Origin of the sequence: uncultured Tateyamaria sp. (assembly GCF_947503415.1) — a bacterium.
Taxonomy (GTDB): domain Bacteria; phylum Pseudomonadota; class Alphaproteobacteria; order Rhodobacterales; family Rhodobacteraceae; genus Tateyamaria.
Window position 1 is genome coordinate 250,028 of sequence record NZ_CANNDS010000003.1, and the last position, 19,225, is coordinate 269,252.

At 59.7% G+C, this 19,225-nt stretch carries 20 protein-coding genes and 1 tRNA gene; 14 read left to right on the plus strand and 7 right to left on the minus strand.

The features are described from left to right. Positions 1-32: 32 nt before the first annotated feature. Positions 33-1,196 carry an alpha-hydroxy acid oxidase gene (locus Q1A32_RS17840; protein WP_299656189.1) on the minus strand — a complete coding sequence of 388 codons (1,164 nt, stop codon included), beginning with the start codon at positions 1,194-1,196 and terminating at the stop codon, positions 33-35. 159 nt (positions 1,197-1,355) lie between these two features. Here Q1A32_RS17840 and Q1A32_RS17845 point away from each other — a divergent pair, with 159 nt between their 5' ends. From Q1A32_RS17845 to Q1A32_RS17865, 5 genes are all read left to right on the plus strand, one after another. Beyond that, positions 1,356-2,462 carry a twin-arginine translocation pathway signal protein gene (locus Q1A32_RS17845; protein WP_299656192.1) on the plus strand — a complete coding sequence of 369 codons (1,107 nt, stop codon included), beginning with the start codon at positions 1,356-1,358 and terminating at the stop codon, positions 2,460-2,462. Continuing rightward, a complete protein-coding gene (locus Q1A32_RS17850) occupies positions 2,455-2,901 on the plus strand; it encodes a MarR family winged helix-turn-helix transcriptional regulator (RefSeq protein WP_299656195.1) in 447 nt (148 codons plus the stop codon). The genes Q1A32_RS17845 and Q1A32_RS17850 overlap by 8 nt, the downstream gene beginning before the upstream one ends. 76 nt (positions 2,902-2,977) lie before the next feature. Beyond that, complete coding sequence (gene trmB / locus Q1A32_RS17855) at positions 2,978-3,679, plus strand: tRNA (guanosine(46)-N7)-methyltransferase TrmB (RefSeq protein WP_299656198.1); 702 nt, start codon at positions 2,978-2,980, stop codon at positions 3,677-3,679. A gap of 160 nt (positions 3,680-3,839) precedes the next feature. Beyond that, entirely contained in the window at positions 3,840-5,192 is a 1,353-nt protein-coding gene (aroA, locus tag Q1A32_RS17860; protein WP_299656201.1) for a 3-phosphoshikimate 1-carboxyvinyltransferase, read from the plus strand. After that, positions 5,189-5,818 carry a d(CMP) kinase gene (locus Q1A32_RS17865; RefSeq protein WP_299614934.1) on the plus strand — a complete coding sequence of 210 codons (630 nt, stop codon included), beginning with the start codon at positions 5,189-5,191 and terminating at the stop codon, positions 5,816-5,818. The genes aroA and Q1A32_RS17865 overlap by 4 nt, the downstream gene beginning before the upstream one ends. On the opposite strand, the gene Q1A32_RS17870 is transcribed toward Q1A32_RS17865, so the two are convergent. The 3 genes from Q1A32_RS17870 to Q1A32_RS17880 all read right to left on the minus strand — a co-directional run bounded on the left by Q1A32_RS17870 (position 5,815) and on the right by Q1A32_RS17880 (position 7,698). Further along, on the minus strand, positions 5,815-6,249 hold the full coding sequence (locus Q1A32_RS17870) for a hypothetical protein (RefSeq protein WP_299614939.1): 435 nt from the start codon (positions 6,247-6,249) through the stop codon (positions 5,815-5,817). The genes Q1A32_RS17865 and Q1A32_RS17870 overlap by 4 nt on opposite strands. Before the next feature lie 109 nt (positions 6,250-6,358). Further along, positions 6,359-7,153, minus strand: coding sequence for a tryptophan synthase subunit alpha (gene trpA / locus Q1A32_RS17875; RefSeq protein WP_299614945.1), 795 nt, complete (start codon positions 7,151-7,153; stop codon positions 6,359-6,361). A 59-nt stretch (positions 7,154-7,212) separates the two neighbouring features. After that, on the minus strand, positions 7,213-7,698 hold the full coding sequence (locus tag Q1A32_RS17880; protein ID WP_299614948.1) for an acyloxyacyl hydrolase: 486 nt from the start codon (positions 7,696-7,698) through the stop codon (positions 7,213-7,215). Positions 7,699-7,886: 188 nt separating this feature from the next. Between Q1A32_RS17880 and ychF the strand changes: the two genes are divergently transcribed. Further along, positions 7,887-8,984 (plus strand): redox-regulated ATPase YchF, encoded by a 1,098-nt coding sequence (gene ychF / locus Q1A32_RS17885; protein ID WP_299614951.1) that lies wholly within the window; start codon positions 7,887-7,889, stop codon positions 8,982-8,984. A 6-nt stretch (positions 8,985-8,990) separates the two neighbouring features. Here ychF and Q1A32_RS17890 read toward each other — a convergent pair whose 3' ends face one another. After that, positions 8,991-9,200: a hypothetical protein gene (locus tag Q1A32_RS17890; protein WP_299656204.1), complete on the minus strand. Its 210-nt coding sequence runs from the start codon at positions 9,198-9,200 to the stop codon at positions 8,991-8,993. A gap of 153 nt (positions 9,201-9,353) precedes the next feature. Here Q1A32_RS17890 and Q1A32_RS17895 point away from each other — a divergent pair. Further along, positions 9,354-9,443, plus strand: a tRNA-Ser gene (locus Q1A32_RS17895). Between the two features lie 134 nt (positions 9,444-9,577). On the opposite strand, the gene Q1A32_RS17900 is transcribed toward Q1A32_RS17895, so the two are convergent. Continuing rightward, positions 9,578-10,408 (minus strand): GNAT family N-acetyltransferase, encoded by an 831-nt coding sequence (locus tag Q1A32_RS17900; protein WP_299656207.1) that lies wholly within the window; start codon positions 10,406-10,408, stop codon positions 9,578-9,580. Then, complete coding sequence (locus Q1A32_RS17905; RefSeq protein ID WP_299656711.1) at positions 10,405-11,082, minus strand: GntR family transcriptional regulator; 678 nt, start codon at positions 11,080-11,082, stop codon at positions 10,405-10,407. Before Q1A32_RS17905 ends, Q1A32_RS17900 begins: the two co-directional genes overlap by 4 nt. A gap of 252 nt (positions 11,083-11,334) precedes the next feature. Between Q1A32_RS17905 and Q1A32_RS17910 the strand changes: the two genes are divergently transcribed. From Q1A32_RS17910 to Q1A32_RS17940, 7 genes are all read left to right on the plus strand, one after another. Continuing rightward, a complete protein-coding gene (locus tag Q1A32_RS17910; RefSeq protein ID WP_299656210.1) occupies positions 11,335-12,321 on the plus strand; it encodes an ABC transporter ATP-binding protein in 987 nt (328 codons plus the stop codon). Positions 12,322-12,348: 27 nt separating this feature from the next. Next, on the plus strand, positions 12,349-13,608 hold the full coding sequence (locus Q1A32_RS17915) for a PotD/PotF family extracellular solute-binding protein (protein ID WP_299615059.1): 1,260 nt from the start codon (positions 12,349-12,351) through the stop codon (positions 13,606-13,608). 102 nt (positions 13,609-13,710) lie between these two features. Then, entirely contained in the window at positions 13,711-14,532 is an 822-nt protein-coding gene (locus tag Q1A32_RS17920) for an ABC transporter permease (protein WP_299615501.1), read from the plus strand. Between the two features lies 1 nt (position 14,533). Beyond that, a complete protein-coding gene (locus tag Q1A32_RS17925) occupies positions 14,534-15,373 on the plus strand; it encodes an ABC transporter permease (protein ID WP_299656213.1) in 840 nt (279 codons plus the stop codon). Next, positions 15,370-16,005, plus strand: a complete 636-nt coding sequence (locus Q1A32_RS17930) for an aspartate/glutamate racemase family protein (RefSeq protein WP_299656217.1) — start codon at positions 15,370-15,372, stop codon at positions 16,003-16,005. Before Q1A32_RS17925 ends, Q1A32_RS17930 begins: the two co-directional genes overlap by 4 nt. 449 nt (positions 16,006-16,454) lie before the next feature. Further along, positions 16,455-16,916, plus strand: a complete 462-nt coding sequence (locus tag Q1A32_RS17935) for a (2Fe-2S)-binding protein (RefSeq protein ID WP_299656220.1) — start codon at positions 16,455-16,457, stop codon at positions 16,914-16,916. Positions 16,917-16,918: 2 nt separating this feature from the next. Further along, positions 16,919-19,153: a molybdopterin cofactor-binding domain-containing protein gene (locus Q1A32_RS17940; RefSeq protein WP_299656223.1), complete on the plus strand. Its 2,235-nt coding sequence runs from the start codon at positions 16,919-16,921 to the stop codon at positions 19,151-19,153. Positions 19,154-19,225: the final 72 nt, after the last annotated feature.

The window sequence follows — 19,225 nt, forward strand, 5'->3', positions numbered from 1 at the left end:
CCGGTCGCCGCTGCGTGCTGCGGCGAAACACCTTACTGCCAGCGTCCCTCGAACCCTTCGGGAACGAGCAAATTGTGGCGACCCAAATCAGCCACATTCGTCTCACCACACAGTGCCATCGTGGTGTCGAGTTCTTTGTGAATGACATTAAGCGCCTCTGTCACGCCGGCCTTACCCATGGCTCCCAACCCGTACACAAAAGCCCGCCCGATATAGGTGCCCTTGGCTCCCATGGCGAGGGCCTTCAAGACGTCCTGACCGGACCTGATGCCGCTGTCTAAGTGCACCTCGACCTGATCACCCACCGCGTCAAGAATCGATGGCAGGGCGCGGATTGAAGACAGCGCGCCGTCTAACTGCCGCCCGCCATGGTTTGACACAATGATGGCATCCGCCCCGACCTTAAGCGCCATCCTGGCGTCGTCTGCGTCGAGAATGCCTTTGAGGATCACTTTGCCACCCCATTGTTCTTTCAGTTTAGCGACCTTTGACCAGTCGAGGGTCGGGTCGAACTGTTCCGCCGTCCAGGCCCCGAGCGACGAGGCGTCGCTGATGCCGTCCACATGGCCTACGATATTGCCGAACTCGCGGCGCTTGGCCGACAGCATCTCGATGCCCCAGGCCCATTTGGTGGCGAGGTTCGCGATGGTTTTTGCCGTCAGTTTGGGCGGGGCGGACAACCCGTTTTTCAGGTCCTTGTGCCGCTGGCCGAGGATTTGCAAATCAAGTGTGATGACAAGGGCCGAGCAGTTTGCGTCCTTGGCCCGCTGGATCAGGCGGCTAACATAGTCCTGATCCTTCATCGTATAAAGCTGGAACCAGAAGGGGGCGGTGGTGCAACCTGCCACATCCTCGATCGAGTTGATGGACATCGTGGACAGCGTGAACGGTACACCGAATTTCTCGGCAGCGCGGGCGGCTTTCATTTCGCCGTCGGCGTGCTGCATGCCGGTGAGGCCAACGGGCGCCAGCGCCACGGGCATCGCCACGTCCTGGCCAATCATCTGGGATTTGGTGATGCGTCCCGACATGTCCACGGCCACGCGTTGGCGCAGTCTGATGTCGTCGAAATCCGAGGAATTGTCGCGGAAGGTCTGTTCCGTCCAGCTGCCGGATTCGCAGTAATCGTAGAACATGCGCGGCACGCGGCGTTCGTAGATACGTTTCAGATCGTCGATGGTTGTGATGACGGGCATGGCAAATTTCCGATATTGGTTAGGTTTGCTTACCAATCGAAGAGATTTCGGGCAAGGGATGATGTGCCGCACCTCAATAAGGTGCGAAATGGGACTTGTGTGGTGCGATATCGGATTATATATTATGCTATAGTTCGAAATCGCACCAATGGAGTTTTCATGACACTGACCCGACGCAAAACACTGGCCCTTATCGGTGGCGGCACCATCCTCGCGGCAAGCGGCGCAGCGGCAGGATTTGTGATGACCCGAACCCCGCGTATCGCCCTTGCGCCATGGGATCAGGCGGGGAGCTATGACGATCCGCGTCTTTTTGCCCTGTCCTATGGGCTGCTCGCCCCGAACCCGCACAACCGTCAACCCTGGGCGGTGGAGCTGGATGGTGGTGATGGCTTTATTGTTTGGCGGGACAAGGACCTCAATCTGCCGGTGACCGATCCGTTTGCCCGGCAGTTGACGATCGGCATGGGCTGTTTTCTGGACCTGACACGTATGGCAGCCGCCGAGCGCGGGTTCGATATGCAGACACAGCTGTTCCCGGAAGGCGAAGACGGTCCAGTTGCGGCGTGCCGGTTTGTCGATGGCGGGGTGCCCGATCCGCTTTTTGCCTACGTCATGGACCGCCGAAGCCATAAGGAGGCGTTTGAGCCCCGCAAAGTGACGGCTGATGCGGCGGCACCTTTGGTCGATTACGCCCAATTGCATCTGGGTGGCGACAGCACCGAGCGTCTGCGCACACTTGCGCATGAGGCGTGGCTGATCGAGGTCGCAACGCCTGCGGCCTGGCAGGAAAGCATTGACCTTTTGCGCATTGGCAAGGCCGAGATCAACGCCAACCCCGATGGGATTGACGCAGGGGGTCCATTTTTGGAAGGGCTGGCCGCCGTCGGTGTCTTTACCCGCGAAGCCGCATCGGACGTGACCAATCCCGGCACACGAAACGCCATCGAAGAAACGGCAAGCGCGATCCTGGGCGCGCCCGGATTTGTCGTGCAGACCACCCCCGGCAACAGCAGGATTGATCAGATCGCTGCCGGGGCGGACTGGTTGCGGCTGAACCTTGCCGCAACGGGCGCGGGTCTGGCCCTGCGCCCGGTGAGCCAGGCCTTGCAGGAATACGCTGAAGTCGCGGGATCCTTCAACGCGATGCAGTCCGAGTTCGCGAACGCCGGAGAGACGGTTCAAATGCTTGGGTTGCTGGGCTACGGTGCGCAGACGCCGCGCACACCGCGCTGGCCATTGGAGGCAAAGCGCCTGGATGCGTGACAATGACCCGTCGATCTTTTTCGAAGTTTTCAACGAGATCGGCATTATCGAACAATTGAGCCGCGCCATTCTGGAGGCGCGGCTTCCGCATGGATTGATTGCGCCGCACTTTTCCGTGTTGAACCATTTGATACGTGTTGATGATGGCCGGACCCCGATGGACATGGCCCGCGCGTTTCAGGTGCCCAAGACCTCCATGACCCATACGCTCAAGGGACTGGAGGCGCACGGCTTGGTCGAGACCCGGCCGAACCCCGACGATGGCAGGTCCAAGCGCGTGTGGCTGACCCAGGCCGGGCGGGATTTGCGGGCAGAGGTGATTGCAGGTCTCGCCCCGGATTTTGCGAGGCTTGCAGAAGGTTTCGACGTGGCGCGGCTGGCGGAAATCCGCCCCGTACTGACCGATCTGCGCACCTATCTGGACGCAGCACGGGACTAAAAGCGCGGACCGGCGCAGGACACCTGCGCTTTACGCACCATTGCCCCGCCTGAATGCGCGCGCTAAAGGGCGCGCCATGAGCACACGGCCGCATCGCAATTTCTATGGACGCCTCAAGGGCAAGCCCCTGAAGGACAGTCAAAAGCGTTACATCGACGAAGACCTAGCGGCGCTGTCTCTGGGCCCAGTGTCGTGGGAAGAGAACCCGGAGCGGGTGCCATTGGATCTTGAAGGTCTTTTTGGCGGCAAGCCTGTCTGGCTTGAGGTCGGCTTTGGCGGTGGAGAACATATGGTGCATCAGGCCGCGGCCAACCCGGATGTCGGCATCATCGGCGCGGAGCCTTACATCAACGGTGTGGCCATGTTGCTGGGCAAGATCCGGCGCGCGGGTGTGCAGAACCTGGCCGTGCATCCCGGCGATGCGCGGGATTTGATGGATGTGCTGCCCGAAGCGTCGATTGCGCGGGCGTTTTTGCTGTACCCTGATCCCTGGCCCAAGGCCCGGCACCATCGCCGCCGCTTTGTCACGCGAGAGCATCTGGAGCCGTTGGCCCGCGTGCTAAAGCCCGGTGCGATATTCCGCGTGGCAACAGACATTCCCGACTACGTGCGCCAGACGCTTGAAGAGGTGCCGAAGGCCGGGTTCAAATGGTTGGCTGAACGGCCCGCTGATTGGCGCGACCCGTGGGACGACTGGATCAGCACTCGTTATGAGCAGAAGGCCCTGCGCGAGGGCCGCGTGCCGCATTATCTGACCTTTCGCCGCGTGGCTGACTGATCTGCTGTTGCGCGGGTTGAGAGTGCGGGAACGAGGGGCCAGCCCCTCGCGCTCCCCGGGATTTTTTTTGGCCGGAAGAAGATGTGTGGTTGTTCCCGGTCTGGACGGGCTTATGAGAGCGGGTTAGGTCTGCGCCGAACGAATTGATGCGAGCGCAAACATGTCCAGCCACGGTGATCCGATCCCTATGACATCCTCTGCCTGTGGGCCGCTTTCGGGCACGGCTGAGGTGCCGGGGGACAAATCCATTTCGCATCGGTCTTTGATCTTTGGGGCCATGGCTGTGGGTGAGACGACCATCACCGGTCTGCTGGAAGGGCAGGATGTGCTTGATACCGGGAAGGCCATGCAGGCCTTTGGCGCCGAGGTGGTGAACCATGGTGGCGGGTCCTGGTCCGTGCATGGGGTTGGTGTGGGCGGCTTTGCTGAACCGGATCAGGTGATTGACTGCGGCAATTCCGGCACTGGCGTTCGTTTGATCATGGGGGCGATGGCAACGTCGCCCATTTCTGTGACCTTTACCGGCGACGCCAGCCTGAACGGGCGACCCATGGCGCGGGTGACGGATCCGCTGGCCTTGTTTGGCTGTCAGGCGGTGGGCCGGTCGGGGGGGCGCTTGCCCATGACGTTGGTGGGGGCCGCTGATCCCGTGCCTGTGGAATACACCGTGCCCGTTCCATCGGCGCAGGTGAAGTCTGCCGTGTTGTTGGCGGGTTTGAATGCGCCCGGTGAGACCGTTGTGATCGAGGCCGAGGCCACGCGGGATCATACCGAGCGGATGCTGGCGGGTTTTGGGGCCGAGATTTCGACCGAGGTGACAGAGGCCGGCCGTGTCATCACTCTGAAAGGTCAGCCGGAGCTGAAACCGCAGCATATAGATGTACCCCGAGATCCGTCCTCGGCCGCATTTCCGGTCTGTGCCGCGCTGATTGTACCCGGATCGGATGTTCTGGTGCCCAATATTGGACTGAACCCAACGCGGGCCGGGCTGTTTACAACCCTGCGCGAGATGGGGGCGGATGTGAGCTATGAAAACGAGCGTGAAGAGGGGGGCGAGCCTGTGGCCGACCTGCGCGCGCGGTTCTCGCCTGATCTGAAGGGCATCGAGGTGCCTGCCGAGCGGGCGGCAAGCATGATCGACGAGTATCCGGTGCTGTCCGTTGTCGCGAGTTTCGCCAAAGGCGAGACACATATGCCGGGCGTGAAAGAGCTGCGCGTGAAGGAAAGCGACCGGATTGATGCGATGGCGACCGGGTTGCGGGCCGCGGGTGTCACGGTTGAGGATGGGCCGGATTGGTGGACTGTGACCGGTTTGGGCCATGGCAACGTGCCGGGTGGTGTGACCTGCGCCAGCCATCTGGATCACCGGATTGCGATGTCGTTCCTGGTGATGGGGATGGGGACGCAAAAGCCGATGTCTGTGGATGATGGCGGGCCGATTGCCACGTCCTTTCCGATCTTTGAGCCGCTGATGGCAGGGCTTGGTGCACAGGTGCGACGGGACAACAAATGAGCGACGCGCCCTTTACTGTTGCCATTGATGGACCTGCGGCGGCAGGCAAGGGTACGATAAGCAGGGCCATCGCGGCGCATTTCGGATTTGCGCATCTGGATACCGGGTTGCTCTACCGTGCTGTCGGAGCGCTGGTGCTTGATGGTGCGGAGCCCATTGCGGCGGCTCAGGCGTTGGACCCACGCGCGCTGGAGGATGCGCGTTTGCGGACCGCGGAGGTGGCGCAGGCCGCGAGCCGTGTGGCGGTGATCCCCGAAGTGCGGGCGGCCTTGCTGGACTTTCAGCGCGCCTTTGCCCGGCGGCCCGGTGGGGCCGTTCTGGATGGGCGGGATATTTGCACCGTGATTTATCCGGATGCTGAGGCACAGCTTTTTGTGACGGCCAGTGCGGAGGTGCGGGCCGCGCGGCGTTGGAAAGAACTGCGCGAGAAGGGCGACACCCGTACGTTGGCAGACGTGCTTGCGGACGTGCAGGCGCGGGATGCGCGGGACAGTGAGCGTGATGCGGCGCCGATGCGGCCCGCGGACGGGGCCAAGCTGCTGGATACCTCAAAGATGTCCATTGAAGAAGCAGTGGACGCGGCCATTGCGCATGTCGAGGCCAAAGGCGCTGTACTTCGCGGCTAAGCGTTCAGGGCACTGTTCAATTCTGCCGAATCCATGATCACATATGAGGTAAAGGCAATCTTCCAGTCTTCGGTCTTGGACCGTCTTAGGATCGAGAACGCCGGGTAGGGCTCTTGCACCAGAATATCGCGGCTGATCAGGCGGGTTTCATGGGTGGCAACAACTTCGTCCGCGCCGCGGAAACTGGCCGACACGCAGTGCCGTGCCATGAGTGTCACTTGCTGTTTGACAAGATGCGCATGAACGGCGTCGAAGGTCAGCCGAAGGCTGCTGCGTGTTTCAATTCGGCGTCGCCCGTCGACCGTTTCCATTTCATATGGAAGCGAAAAGCACCGTGCGAACGCAGTGAAATCGCCTCGCATCATGGCCTCTCCGGTGCGCGCAAGCAGGTATTCTGAAACGTCTTTGGGGGTGCTTAGTTCGTCGGGCATCATTGCTTGGTTCGCCTTCAATGGGCGGACTGTGTCACATTTGACGAAAAACTCAACGATTTCAGGCATTTCCCGTATTGCGGGAAGAATTTCGGCGCTTGTCTGCCGATTATGCGGCGTGCGCGCCGTCAGACAGCGTTTTCACAAAGGCCAGAACATCATCCACGCTGTCGCCTGCTGCGATGCGGCTGACGATGGCTGACCCAACAACGGCGCCGTCGGCGACCGACGCAATGGCCTTTGACTTTTCGGGTGTGTTGATTCCGAACCCGACGATGACGGGCAGGTCAGTCGCGGACTTGATCCGCGCCACCTCTGGGCCGACGTCGCCGGCGTCTGCCTCGGCGGCACCGGTGATGCCGGTGATCGAGACATAATAGACGAATCCGGACGTGTTTTGCAGGACGCGCGGCAGGCGCTTGTCGTCCGTTGTGGGCGTTGCCAGACGGATGAAGTTCAAACCTGCGGCCTGCGCGGGGGTGCACAATTCGCTGTCTTCTTCGGGTGGCAGGTCCACGACGATCAGCCCGTCAATACCTGCGTCTTTGGCCTGGGCCAGGAATGTATCGACGCCGCGCGAATAGATCGGGTTGTAGTATCCCATCAGCACAATCGGTGTCGTATCGTCCGTTTCGCGAAACGTGCGCGCCAGTTCGAGAGTGCGATCCAGCGTCATGCCCGCTTCGAGCGCGCGTTGCCCGGCAAGCTGGATGGTGGGACCATCCGCCATCGGATCGGTAAAGGGCAGGCCAAGTTCGATGATGTCAACGCCGGCGCCGGGCAGACCGCGCACGACTTCGAGTGACGTGTCGTAGTTCGGGTCGCCAGCCATCACGTAAGACACGAAAGCTTTGCGTCCTTCGGCCGCGAGGGCCGCGAATTTGGCGTCGATCCGGGTTGTCATCTCAGTCTCCTGTCCGATGCGCCTCACCTGCCTTAGCAATGCAGGAAAGGCAAGCGTCGTCAGAATTTGAAATGGTACCGGATGGCGTACACGTTCATGCCGGGATTGTCTTCGGCCAGGCTGGCATTGGACTTGTGCGAGATGGCAGCCGATACCGCATTGCCGTTGTCGAACTGATAGCCGACGCCCAAAAGCGAGCGGATCTCGAATGCGGAGCCAAGATCATTACCGTCTGTGCCCTCTTCGTAGAGGCCAGGCATGACGCTGGCATCGATGAACCAGCCGCTTTGCCATTGCCAACGGTTCCAGATGCCGCCGCCGATAAATATGTCGCCTTCGCCCGTCAGGCCAAGATTTGCACCAAACGCCAGCGACAGTACGCGCCGTTCAAGGAAAGGTGAGTGGCGGTATTCAAGGTCCAGGGCCACGCTGTCATCGCCCCCGTCACCAAAATCAGATCCCCCCAGACCAACAGTCCATTCTTGGGCGGTTGCAGCTGTCACGCTGAGAATAAGGGATAATAGCGCAACATAAATGCGGTTCATGTTGTTGTTCCTAAGTCTAAATTCTTTCGATGTCCGGGCTGTACCCGAACCCGATCTAACGTGCGTCATACGCCTCTGTATTTTCAAATTCTTTCGAAATCCCGCGATCACTTAATCTGAACCTGTCACCGGCTTGCACCTGTTCCCTGTCCTGCTAGAAGCAGCGCACTGGTTGAAAGGACGTGTCGATGGGTTTCAAGATGGGTATCGTGGGCTTGCCGAATGTGGGCAAATCCACCCTGTTCAACGCGCTGACCAAAACGGCAGCGGCGCAGGCGGCCAACTTTCCGTTTTGCACCATCGAGCCCAATGTCGGCGAGGTGGCCGTGCCGGATGCGCGTCTGGAGAAGCTGGCGGGCATTGCGGCTTCGAAGCAGATCATTCCGACCCGCATGACGTTTGTGGATATCGCCGGTCTGGTCAAAGGGGCGTCGAAGGGCGAGGGCCTGGGCAACCAGTTCCTGGCCAATATTCGCGAGGTTGATGCGATCGCCCACGTCCTGCGCTGTTTCGAAGACGGCGACGTGACCCATGTTGAGGGCCGTGTGGACCCGGTCGCGGATGCCGAAACCATCGAGACGGAGCTGATGCTGGCCGATATCGAGAGCCTTGAGAAACGCCTGCAGAATATCGTTCGCAAGATCCGTGGTGGCGACAAGGAAGCCGTGCAGCAGGAACGGCTGATGAAGATGGCGCTGGCCGCTTTGGAAGAGGGCCAGCCTGCGCGCGTCGTTGACGTGGACGCCGAGGACGCCAAGGCGTGGTCCATGCTGCAGCTTCTGACCTCAAAACCCGTTTTGTATGTCTGCAACGTGGGCGAGGCGGAAGCCGCCGAAGGCAACGCCCATTCGGCACAGGTCGCCGAGATGGCCGCCGCCCAAGGCAACAGCCACGTGGTCATCTCTGCCCAGATCGAGGAAGAGATCAGCCAGCTTGAGGATGATGAGGCTCAGATGTTCCTAGAGGAAATGGGTCTGTCGGAAGCAGGTCTCGACCGATTGATCCGCGCAGGCTACGAGCTGCTGCACCTTGAGACCTACTTTACCGTCGGTCCCAAGGAGGCGCGCGCCTGGACGATCAAGACGGGCACGTCCGCCCCCAAGGCCGCTGGCGTGATCCACGGTGACTTTGAGAAAGGGTTCATCCGTGCCGAAACCATCGCCTACGATGATTTTGTTTCATTGGGTGGCGAACAGCCTGCCAAGGATGCAGGCAAGATGCGCGCGGAAGGAAAGGGCTACATCGTCAAGGACGGCGATGTGATGCACTTCCTGTTCAACACCTGATTGCGCCTAGCGCCGGTCATTGGCCCATTGCCGGTAATCGGGGTTCAGGCGAGACAGCGTTGGCGCCGACGGCCCTGCGGTGCGCCGTTCGATGCGGTTGGCGTCGCGGACAGAAATGGGTGTGCCAGCTCCTTCACCGGCGACAAAGCCACCTGGACCGTCGCATGCCGCAAGGGCCAGAACCAAGAGAGCTGCAATAACTGCTTGATATTTCACGTTCGTGTCCTTGTCTCATACCTGTACCGGATCAAGCGTTACATGATGAAAAGCGTCTGCGCCAATCACAGTGTAGCGCGGTGGCGCAGAAAGCGAGGGCTCGTGTGTAATTGCGCTTGTATCCCCGACGTTTGACCCGTTATACGCGTCGGCGGAGACGTGGCCGAGTGGTCGAAGGCGCTCCCCTGCTAAGGGAGTAGGCCCGGAAGGGTCTCGAGGGTTCGAATCCCTTCGTCTCCGCCACAAAAATCTGGATCATTGACATGGTGTTCGGGCAGACTTGTGCGACAGGACGTGGAGCGCAAGGCCGGTTCGTCTGTCCTCTCATCTTGCAACGGTACAACTGCAATCGGTGGTAGACCGGCCGGAGCTTCCAGCTAGCCAAGTTCCATCGTTGCTATCGCCTGGTACGTCGACGGCCCGTAATTTGGGGTGCGTCCCGTGAACATTCGCGCCGTTTCGAAGACCGGTGCGAAGCCGCGCGTTTTAAGCAGGGCTGCAAGCGGAGTGCTTTGCCCTTGCGTATCGATGAAAGCGGGGCCGCGCAGTCCGGCAAATGGTGAGGATGCAAGCAGGCCAAGCGCATCGGTTTCGTCGTCGGCGACGAAGGGTCCGATTTTCACGCCCGATCGACATCTTCGAAAAGTGGCAAAGCCTTTGATGTCGGACCCGTCCACCAGAACCATTGTCTGTCGCGTTGCCGTGGATTGAAACCATGTCGCCAAAAATGCCTGGCGCGCCATACCGGATGTTCTCTGGTCGTATTCGATCAATGTGACGACGTCGGATGACGTGGCAAGACGTACACGCTTGTCTGGTGCGTCGCCTACGTGTCCTTCGAAGCGGACCGTGCTGCCATGATGGATGAACCCCGACCTTGCGTAGTTTGCCTGTTGATCAGGCACGCCATCCAGTCCGATAGAGCGTTGACCCGCGTGAGCGATACCTGCGCGCCACACGTCCATTCCGTGCCCTTGTCCCCGGTATTCCGGCTTGCATAAATATAGCCCAAGAAAGGCAAAGTCGTCGTCATGATTGACGACGGAAATCGCAGCGACGGGGACGCCATCCACTTCCTTTAGGAAAAGGCCGGCAGGGTCTGCGGCAAAGAATGCCGACGCGTCATCCAGTCCGGGGTTCCATCCCTCGTCTGCGGCCCAGCCCAATACCAACTGTAAGTCGTCCAGTGTCATTGTGCGCACAGTCATTGGGTCAACGCATCCTTCAGTGAGCCCGCACGCCAATTTCTTTCCCGAAGATCCAATGCCGAATGCAGATCGACCAAATGGCTTTTCATCAACGCCTCGGCTTGTGCCTCGTCCTTGTCAGCAAGCGCCCGGACCAATGCGTGATGTGCATGTTTCTCGCACAGGGCTCTTTCGTGACGCCAATACAGGGCGATGATCAGAGATGACCGCGCAACCAGCGTTTCAACGAACCCCGCAATCGTCGCCTGATCCGCGATGCGCGCAATTTCGTTATGAAACAGGCCGGACAGATACAGTGCGCGGCCCGGATCAGATGCGTCCAACGCAGCGTGCTCGTCACGGATATGTCGTTCCAACAAGGCGATGTCCGTTGCATTGGCGCGTGCGGCGGCACTTCGGGCGATGCGCGGTTCCAGAAGTTCGCGCGCTTCGAAAACCTCGTGCGCCTCGGCCAGGGATGGCGACGCGACACGAGCGCCTTTGTTGCGTCTGATTTCAACGAGCTGAATGTGCGACAGGCTTTGCAGGGCGGCGCGGACCACGGTGCGCGAAACCCCGTAGATTTCCGCCAATTCGTCTTCGCCCAGTTTGGTGCCCGGAGCAATCCGGTGCTCATGGATTGCCAGCGACAATCCTTGCGCGATGTCATGACTGGTCGACGGTTTGGACGACATCGATGCTGAGCTGTGGGCCATCGCTACTCCTCTCCCATCTCAATGGCAGAGCAGGTGTGCAGCCTCAAGCCTACCGGGCGGTTCGCTGTTTTGCCGTCGATTGTATACAATTTTGTGTCCAATTTTGCATCGTCTGCGCGTCAGACGGCACAAGTTTTGGGCAATGACTGTTCTTTGCCTGAATATGCGCGCCCGCTGGATTGTTTGCGATGAGGCTGGTCCATTCACTGGTCCCGTACGCCGGGGGGGCTCATGGACGCTGCACACAAAGATTTGGAACTCGTCGCTGTCACCAAGCGCTACGGCGCAACCACTGCAGTAGATGCAATCAGTCACAAGTTCCGGCCTGGTGGCTACGCCTGCCTTTTAGGTCCGTCAGGATGCGGTAAGTCATCGACCTTGCGGATGATCGCAGGCCACGAAAGCGTAACTGAAGGCGCGGTTTTGCTCGGTGGTAGTGATATTTCCCGTCTGCCGCCGGCGAAACGCGGCACGGCGATGATGTTTCAGAACTACGCACTGTTTCCGCATCTCAGCGTGGCAGACAACGTTGCGTTCAGCCTGAAAATGCGCGGTGTGGACAAGGCTGCGCGCCTCAAGTCAGCCGGAGAGATGCTGGAATTGGTTGATCTCAGCGCGCTGAGCGACCGATTGCCCGATCAACTGTCGGGTGGGCAGCAACAACGCGTGGCGCTGGCGCGTGCCTTGATCACCCGTCCCGAGGTTCTGCTTCTGGACGAGCCGCTTTCGGCACTTGATCCGTTTCTGCGCATCCGCATGCGGGGCGAGTTGCGCAATTTGCAGCAAGAGCTTGGCATCAGCTTCATACATGTCACGCACGGGCAGGATGAAGCACTGGCCCTCGCCGACGAAATCGTGGTGATGAACAATGCGGTGATTGAGCAGGCGGGCGCTGCCAGAGACGTGTTCAACGCACCCAGAACCGCATTCGTTGCGCAGTTCATCGGCGGTCACAACGTTGTGGCACTGCCCGAGGGGCATTTTGCCATTCGCACTGACGCTGTTGGTATCGCTCAGGCAGGCACCGGCACATTGCAGGGCAACATCCTTGGGGTCGAGTATCAGGGCGCGCACGTCTCCGTGTCTGCCCGCATCGCCGGAGATCAGGAGATCAGCGCGATGATCCCCGAAGGTGCCTTTTTCGCCAATCCATTCAACCCGGGCGATCAGGTCGGTCTGATCTGGGACAAGAACAATTTGCACAAACTCACGGCCTAATCACCCCGACATGGAGAGAAAGACAACATGACCAAGTTATCGAGAAGAAACGTCCTTCAGGGCGGTGCGGCGTTTGCGGCTGGCAGTACCCTTGGCGCGCCGATGATCTGGGCGCAGAACATCAAGGATGTCACCCTGCGCCAGTTCGGGACCGGTGTGTCGAACCTCAATGAAGTGGCGCAAAAGGTGAAAGAAGACCTTGGTTTCACGCTTGAGATGACGGCACTTGATTCCGACAGTGTGACGCAGCGCGCGGCCACCCAGCCCAACAGTTTTGATATTGCCGATATCGAATACTGGATCTGCAAAAAGGTTTGGCCGACTGGCAACCTGCAGGCGATGGATACGTCCAAGATCAAGAACTACGACAAGATCGTGGGCATCTTTCGGGATGGCAAGTTGACCCCAGACAGCACCATCGCGCAAGGGACGGCACCGCATAGTGTGGGCTTCACATCGGGTCCTGAAGGTACGGACTTTGTCGACAACGAAAGCGGCTGGATGACGCTGATCCCGACCATTTACAACGCCGACACGCTTGGTATTCGCCCCGACCTGATCGGGCGGCCAATATCAAACTGGTCGGAACTGCTAAACCCCGAATTCAAGGGCAAGGCATCGATCCTCGATATCTCCTCCATCGGGATCATGGACATGGCGATGGTGGTCGAGTCCATGGGCGAATACACCTATCCCGACAAGGGCAACATGACCCGGGAAGAGATTGACCTGACGATGGCGATCTTCACCGAGGCCAAGCAGAACGGCCAGTTCCGCGCATTTTGGAAGTCGTTCGACGAAAGCGTGAACCTGATGGCCTCCGGAGAGGTCGTGATCCAGTCGATGTGGTCGCCCGCCATCACGGCGGTGAAAGCACGCGGTGTGCCTTGCGTGTATCAGCCATTGGAAGAAGGCTACCGCTCATGGGGTGGCGGCATCGGTCTTTCGGCGGCGCTTACCGGTCTCGAACGCGATGCGGCTTACGAATACATCAATTGGTATCTCGATGGTTGGGTTGGCGGGTTCCTGATGCGTCAGGGCTATTATTCGGCGGTGCCGGAGACGTCCAAGAACCACATGTCCGAAAACGAATGGGGCTACTGGTTCGAAGGCAAGGAAGCCACCGACGTCATCACCTCACCCTTCGGCGATCCGCTGGCGCAAGCGGGCGAGGTCCGCGATGGCGGCTCGTTCAATGACCGCATGGGCGCTGTGGCCTGCTGGAACGCCGTCATGGACGAAAACCAGTACATGGTCCGCAAGTGGAACGAGTTTATCGCGGCCTGATCCACACCGACACCGGGATGGGCGCGCCCGTGCCCATCCCTCTCCGCCCCCCTTTGCGAAAGCGTCACCGTGCTGAAGAACAACACCTTTGTCGGATGGCTTATGGCCGGTCCCATCATGGCGGTGCTGCTGTTCTTTCTGGTGCTGCCCATCGTAATGATCATCGTGGTCAGTTTCTGGCGCGCGACCGAGTTCTCGATCATCCCCGCTTTCGTTTGGGAAAACTACGAATTCCTCTTCGGCTCGAACGTCACCTACCGCGTCTTCTTCAACACGTTCAAATACGCAGCGATCACGTGGGTCTTCACGCTCACCATCGGCTTCACGGTCGCCTATTTCCTGGCCTTCCACGTGCGCAGCCTGACGTGGCAGATCGTGCTGTTCCTGCTGTGCACAATTCCGTTCTGGACGTCCAATATCATCCGCATGATCAGTTGGATCCCGTTTCTGGGGCGCAATGGGATCGCCAATTCCACGCTGCTTTCGTGGGGCGTGATTGATGAACCACTGGAATGGCTGCTGTTCAGCGACTTCGCGGTGATCCTCGCCTTTGTGCACCTCTACACGCTGTTCATGGTGGTTCCGATCTTCAACACTATGATGCGCATCGACAAATCCCTGATCGAGGCCGCGCGGGACGCAGGTGCTTCGGGCGCGCAAATCCTATGGAACGTCATCATACCGCTGACGAAACCCGGCATCATGATCGGCACCATCTTCGTTGTGACACTGGTGATGGGCGACTTCATTACGGTGCGTTTCATGTCAGGATCACAATCTGCGAATGTCGGGCGCTTGATTTCGAACGACATCGCGCTTTTGGCGTACCCGTCCGCCTCAGCTACGGCAGTTGTTTTGCTGCTGACCGTCCTGATCGTTATCGGCATCTTGCTCCGCTTCGTCGACATCAGGAAGGAGCTTTGAGATGGAGCCGCGGTCCCGGTCTTTCTATGTCCTCAGCGCATTTTTCGCACTGTTCCTTCTGTTCCTGTATGGCCCCACGATCACCATCGCGATCCTTTCGTTCCAGGGACCCGGTGGCGGTCTGACCTTTCCTATGCGCGGCACGTCGCTGCACTGGTTCCGCGACTTGTTCGAACAGCAGGCCGTGGGCGACATCTGGGGCAGCTTCCGCCGCAGCTTTGCGTTGGGGCTGATGGTCATGGTCACCACTGTTGTTCTGTCGGTGATCGGCGGGCTGGCCTTTCGAAAGAAATTTCGTGGCTCCAGTCTCTTGTTTTATCTGATCATCACGTCGCTGGTTATCCCGTCCATTCTTGTGTCGCTCGGGGTCGGTCTGATATTCTCGCAATCAGGGTTGAACGTGCATTGGTCGACGTCCGGCTTCGGGTCGCAGCTTACGTGGACGCTGCCCTTTGGGTTGCTGATCATGTTCGCGGTCTTCAACCGGTTTGACAAAAGCTACGAAGAGGCTGCGCGCGATCTTGGGGCCACATCGTGGCAAACTCTGCGCCATGTGGTTCTGCCGATCATTGCGCCGTCTCTGATCGGTGTGGCGCTTTTCGGCTTTACGCTCAGCTATGATGAATTCGCGCGGACCCTTCTGACGTCTGGCAGTTACAATACGCTGCCGTTGGAAATCTTCGGCATGACCACCAATGTCACGACCCCGGTTCTTTATGCCTTGGGGACACTGACGACCGTTTTCTCACTGGTGATCATCGCGTTGTTCCTCTGCCTCGCACTGTGGAGCGCGCGGCGCAGGGCGCGCGCAGGCTCTGATGCAGGCAAAGGCATGCTATGATCACTCTCATCAATCCGAACAGCACGGTCGCCATGACGGATGCCATGTTGCGCACCGCCCGCAACGCCGTTCCTGATGCCCAGTTCGAGGGGTGGACCTCCCATGACGGCCCCCCCGCAATTCAGGGCGAGGCGGACGGCCAAGCTGCCGAAGAACCGCTTCTGCGACTGGTGGCCACTGCGTCTGACAAAGGCGCATCCGCGATCATCATCGCGTGCTTTGACGACACCGCGCTTGATGCCGCACGCCGGGTTGCCGATTGTCCGGTCATCGGCATTGGTCAGGCCGCCTATCATCTGGCCGCTCTGGCAGGACAGAAATTCTCTGTCGTCACAACGCTGGATGTCTCCGTGCCGATCCTGAGGAAAAACATCCACGCGTATGGTTTGGATGGCTACCTGGTCAACGTGCGTGCAAGCGGTGTCCCCGTTCTGGCGCTGGAACAGAACGCACAGACCGCGACCGAAACGGTGATCGCGGAGGTTCACAAGTCCGTGCGCGACGATGGTGTGCAATCGGTCGTTCTTGGGTGCGGCGGGATGGTTGATGTCGGAGCATCTGCGGTCAACTCGGATCACATTCGCCTTATTGATGGGGTCCGTGCCGCGGCGGCCTTTGCCGCTCAACTCTGATGCGCATGGTACACCGCCGCTCGGTCGATTTGCGAGTATGGCAAAGTTGATTGGCTTTCCCCGCTGCATTCTGTCGACATTGCTCCGCTGGCCTTAGCCACGTAAGCGATTGTAATTAATATTTATTCTCGCGGTCAGATATGCCTGTCGCGAACTGCTTCCGACGAATGCCAAGCTTGTAGATCAGCGAAACGGAGACCGTATCCGACGAGGGGCATGTTGCGCAGGCCAGAGTATTCAACGTCGCCCATCATGCCTTCCATGCTGCTTCGCGCTGTTTTGCCAATGCCGCTGGCTACGTTATGTGCCGACGTGCAGCCGAACGACCCGTGCATCTTGATTTGGACCGTCAGTCCACACTCTGCACAAAAAAACTGGTCCATACCCTAGAAACTACGATCCTCGTATCTATTTCTGGATCAAGGTAGCGCAGCGGCAGCGGAGGTAGCATGGCAATTTCATTCAATCTGAACGGCAACCCAGTTTCAGTGGACGTGGATCCAGAAATGCCACTGCTGTGGGTGGTGCGAGAAACCCAAGGCCTGACGGGTACGAAATTCGGGTGCGGCATAGCCGCGTGCGGGGCGTGTACGATGCATGTTGATGGCGTGGCGACGCGCACCTGTGTGTTGCCAGTCGAAGCGGTCGCCGGGGCCACCATCAAGACGATCGAAAGCATCGGCCCAGACACTCCGAGTGCAGTGCAAGACGCGTGGCTCACCCACCAAGTGCCGCAATGCGGGTATTGCCAATCGGGTATGATCATGGCCGTCGAAGCGCTTTTGGACGAGAACCCGACCCCCAGCGATGCCGACATAGATGACGCCATCACCAATATCTGCCGGTGCGGGACCTATGATCGCATTCGTGCGGCGGTACACACCGCTGCCCAGCTGCGCAGGGAGGGGTGAACATGTCGGATACCACCGAAACCAAGAAACGCTCCACGCTTGGCAAATGGACACGCCGGTCCTTTCTGGCCACGGCAGGCGTCGTGGGGGGCGGGCTTGCCCTTGGGCTGACATTGTCGCCCAACCGTCTCAAAATGGCGGCGGACGGTGCGGCAACGGGCGACGAGGTCTTGCTGAACACGTGGGTCAAAGTCACGCCGGACAACAAGATCACAGTCTTTTTCCCACACTCCGAAATGGGGCAGGGCGCAGGCACCGGCCTTGCCCAGATGCTGGCCGAAGAAATGGAAGCTGATTGGGACACTGTGTCAATTGTGCAGGCCCCCGTGACCGAGGAATACACCAACAGCGATCTTGGGCGCGGCTACATCGTGGGCGAGGGGGCAAACATCCCGGCCTTCATGTACCCGATGCTGGACTTTGCATTCTTTCAAATCGCAGGCAACCTGGTGGGGCAGATGACGGGCGGCAGCACGGCCATCCGGCTGACCGGACACCACGGCATGCGCCGCGCAGGTGCCGCGGCCAAGGAAATGTTGCTGCAAGCGGCCGCCGCTGATTGGGATGTACCGGTGGCGTCCCTGACGGCGCGCGACAGCATGGTAACGCACGAGGCATCAGGGCGCAGTGCCACCTTCGGTGCATTGGCCGCGCAGGCGGCGGAGTACTCGCCGAACCTCAAACCCGCGCTGAAGGACAGCGCCGCCTACCGTATTGTCGGAACGGCCAAGCCGCGTCTCGACCTGCCGGAGAAGGTGAACGGAACGGCGCAATTCGGGATCGATGTCACAGTGCCGGGCATGGTTTATGCCGCCGTTGCTTTGCCGCCAATCCGGGATGCCCGTGTTGCTGCGGTGGATGACAGCGCAGCCCTTGCACGCCCCGGTGTTGGACAAGTGGTCAACCTGGGCGACGCCGTTGCCGTGACGGCGGACAGCTATTGGACGGCAAGCCGCGCCATCGAGGCTCTGGGTATCACTTGGAGCGGTGGCCAAACCGAATTGTCCTCTGCGTCCGTCCGCGCACAGCATGTGTCCGATCTGGAGGGGGGCGACCTTGAAGAGATGGACGCAGAAGGGGATGTGGCGGGTGCGCTGGGGCAGGGCACAAGCCTGAAGGCCGAATACGAGGTCCCCTATCTTGCGCATGCCACGATGGAGCCGATGAACTGCACCGTCTCGTTGTCGGGTGATCGTGCCGACATTTGGGTCGGCCACCAAAATCAGCTTTTTGCACGCAATGCAGCAGCCGAGACGCTGGGTATGGAGCCTGCAAACGTCACGATGCATCCCGTGTATCTCGGGGGTGGGTTCGGGCGGCGCGGCGATATGGATTTCGTCACGCTGGGCGTGCGGATTGCGCAGTCGCTCGATACACCGGTCAAGGTCATTTGGTCGCGTGAAACAGACATGACGAACGACACATACAGGCCTGCCATTCTGGCGCGTATGGAAGGTGCCGTTCAGAATGGACGGATCTCGGCGTTCTCCAACAGGTATATTGATGCGCGCTCGGGGATGCCCGACAGCGAACGCCCCTTTGACTTCCAGTACGATGTGCCCAATCGCGACATTGCGCGGGTCATCTGCCCCAGCCCGATCCCGGTGGGGACATGGCGTGCTGTGGACTTCACGCAAATGGGGTTCTTCCACGAAAGCTTCATGGACGAATTGGCCGAAGCGGCGGGTGCCGATCCGTTGCAATTCCGCATTGACCACTCCGGCAATCCACGCCGCCGTGCTGTTCTGGAACGGCTGGGCGCTGAAAGTGGATGGGGTGAGACTTTGCCCGAGGGCCAAGCCATTGGCGTTGCCATGGTCGACAGCTTCGGCACCGTCGTGGGGCAGGCCGTGCACGCCGGCGTATCGCCTGATGGCGGGGTGACGGTACACCGGGTGGTGTCTGTCGTGGATTGCGGTCGCGTCATAAATCCATCCGCGGCAGAAGCGCAGGTGACTGGGTCCGTGATCTATGGCCTGACATCGGCCCTATACGGAGAGATTACGTTGGAGGGTGGTGCAATCCGGCAAACAAACTTCCCGGACTACGAGATGATACGGCTTGAAAACGCGCCGGAGCAATCGGTTCACTTCATAGACAGCGACGAAGCGCCGGGCGGTTTGGGCGAACCGGCTGTGCCGCCGGTCACGCCTGCATTGACCAACGCGCTTTACAAATTGACGGGCAATCGCATTCGCAATCTGCCGATCACCAAATCCGGGCTGCACGTCGCCTGACAGTGCCATATTGAGCGGCTGCCAGCGGTTGAACACTCTGCTGGCAGCGCACGGTCGCTCGCAGAAATGACA

Excerpts from the sequence above, each read along its gene's own strand:
- Q1A32_RS17840 (WP_299656189.1), bottom strand. The coding sequence starts at position 1,196 with ATGCCCGTCATCACAACCATCGACGATCTGAAACGTATCTACGAACGC.
- Q1A32_RS17845 (WP_299656192.1), top strand. The coding sequence starts at position 1,356 with ATGACACTGACCCGACGCAAAACACTGGCCCTTATCGGTGGCGGCACC.
- Q1A32_RS17850 (WP_299656195.1), top strand. The coding sequence starts at position 2,455 with ATGCGTGACAATGACCCGTCGATCTTTTTCGAAGTTTTCAACGAGATC.
- trmB (WP_299656198.1), top strand. The coding sequence starts at position 2,978 with ATGAGCACACGGCCGCATCGCAATTTCTATGGACGCCTCAAGGGCAAG.
- aroA (WP_299656201.1), top strand. The coding sequence starts at position 3,840 with ATGTCCAGCCACGGTGATCCGATCCCTATGACATCCTCTGCCTGTGGG.
- Q1A32_RS17865 (WP_299614934.1), top strand. The coding sequence starts at position 5,189 with ATGAGCGACGCGCCCTTTACTGTTGCCATTGATGGACCTGCGGCGGCA.
- Q1A32_RS17870 (WP_299614939.1), bottom strand. The coding sequence starts at position 6,249 with ATGCCCGACGAACTAAGCACCCCCAAAGACGTTTCAGAATACCTGCTT.
- trpA (WP_299614945.1), bottom strand. The coding sequence starts at position 7,153 with ATGACAACCCGGATCGACGCCAAATTCGCGGCCCTCGCGGCCGAAGGA.
- Q1A32_RS17880 (WP_299614948.1), bottom strand. The coding sequence starts at position 7,698 with ATGAACCGCATTTATGTTGCGCTATTATCCCTTATTCTCAGCGTGACA.
- ychF (WP_299614951.1), top strand. The coding sequence starts at position 7,887 with ATGGGTTTCAAGATGGGTATCGTGGGCTTGCCGAATGTGGGCAAATCC.
- Q1A32_RS17900 (WP_299656207.1), bottom strand. The coding sequence starts at position 10,408 with ATGACTGTGCGCACAATGACACTGGACGACTTACAGTTGGTATTGGGC.
- Q1A32_RS17905 (WP_299656711.1), bottom strand. The coding sequence starts at position 11,082 with ATGTCGTCCAAACCGTCGACCAGTCATGACATCGCGCAAGGATTGTCG.
- Q1A32_RS17910 (WP_299656210.1), top strand. The coding sequence starts at position 11,335 with ATGGACGCTGCACACAAAGATTTGGAACTCGTCGCTGTCACCAAGCGC.
- Q1A32_RS17915 (WP_299615059.1), top strand. The coding sequence starts at position 12,349 with ATGACCAAGTTATCGAGAAGAAACGTCCTTCAGGGCGGTGCGGCGTTT.
- Q1A32_RS17920 (WP_299615501.1), top strand. The coding sequence starts at position 13,711 with ATGGCCGGTCCCATCATGGCGGTGCTGCTGTTCTTTCTGGTGCTGCCC.
- Q1A32_RS17925 (WP_299656213.1), top strand. The coding sequence starts at position 14,534 with ATGGAGCCGCGGTCCCGGTCTTTCTATGTCCTCAGCGCATTTTTCGCA.
- Q1A32_RS17930 (WP_299656217.1), top strand. The coding sequence starts at position 15,370 with ATGATCACTCTCATCAATCCGAACAGCACGGTCGCCATGACGGATGCC.
- Q1A32_RS17935 (WP_299656220.1), top strand. The coding sequence starts at position 16,455 with ATGGCAATTTCATTCAATCTGAACGGCAACCCAGTTTCAGTGGACGTG.
- Q1A32_RS17940 (WP_299656223.1), top strand. The coding sequence starts at position 16,919 with ATGTCGGATACCACCGAAACCAAGAAACGCTCCACGCTTGGCAAATGG.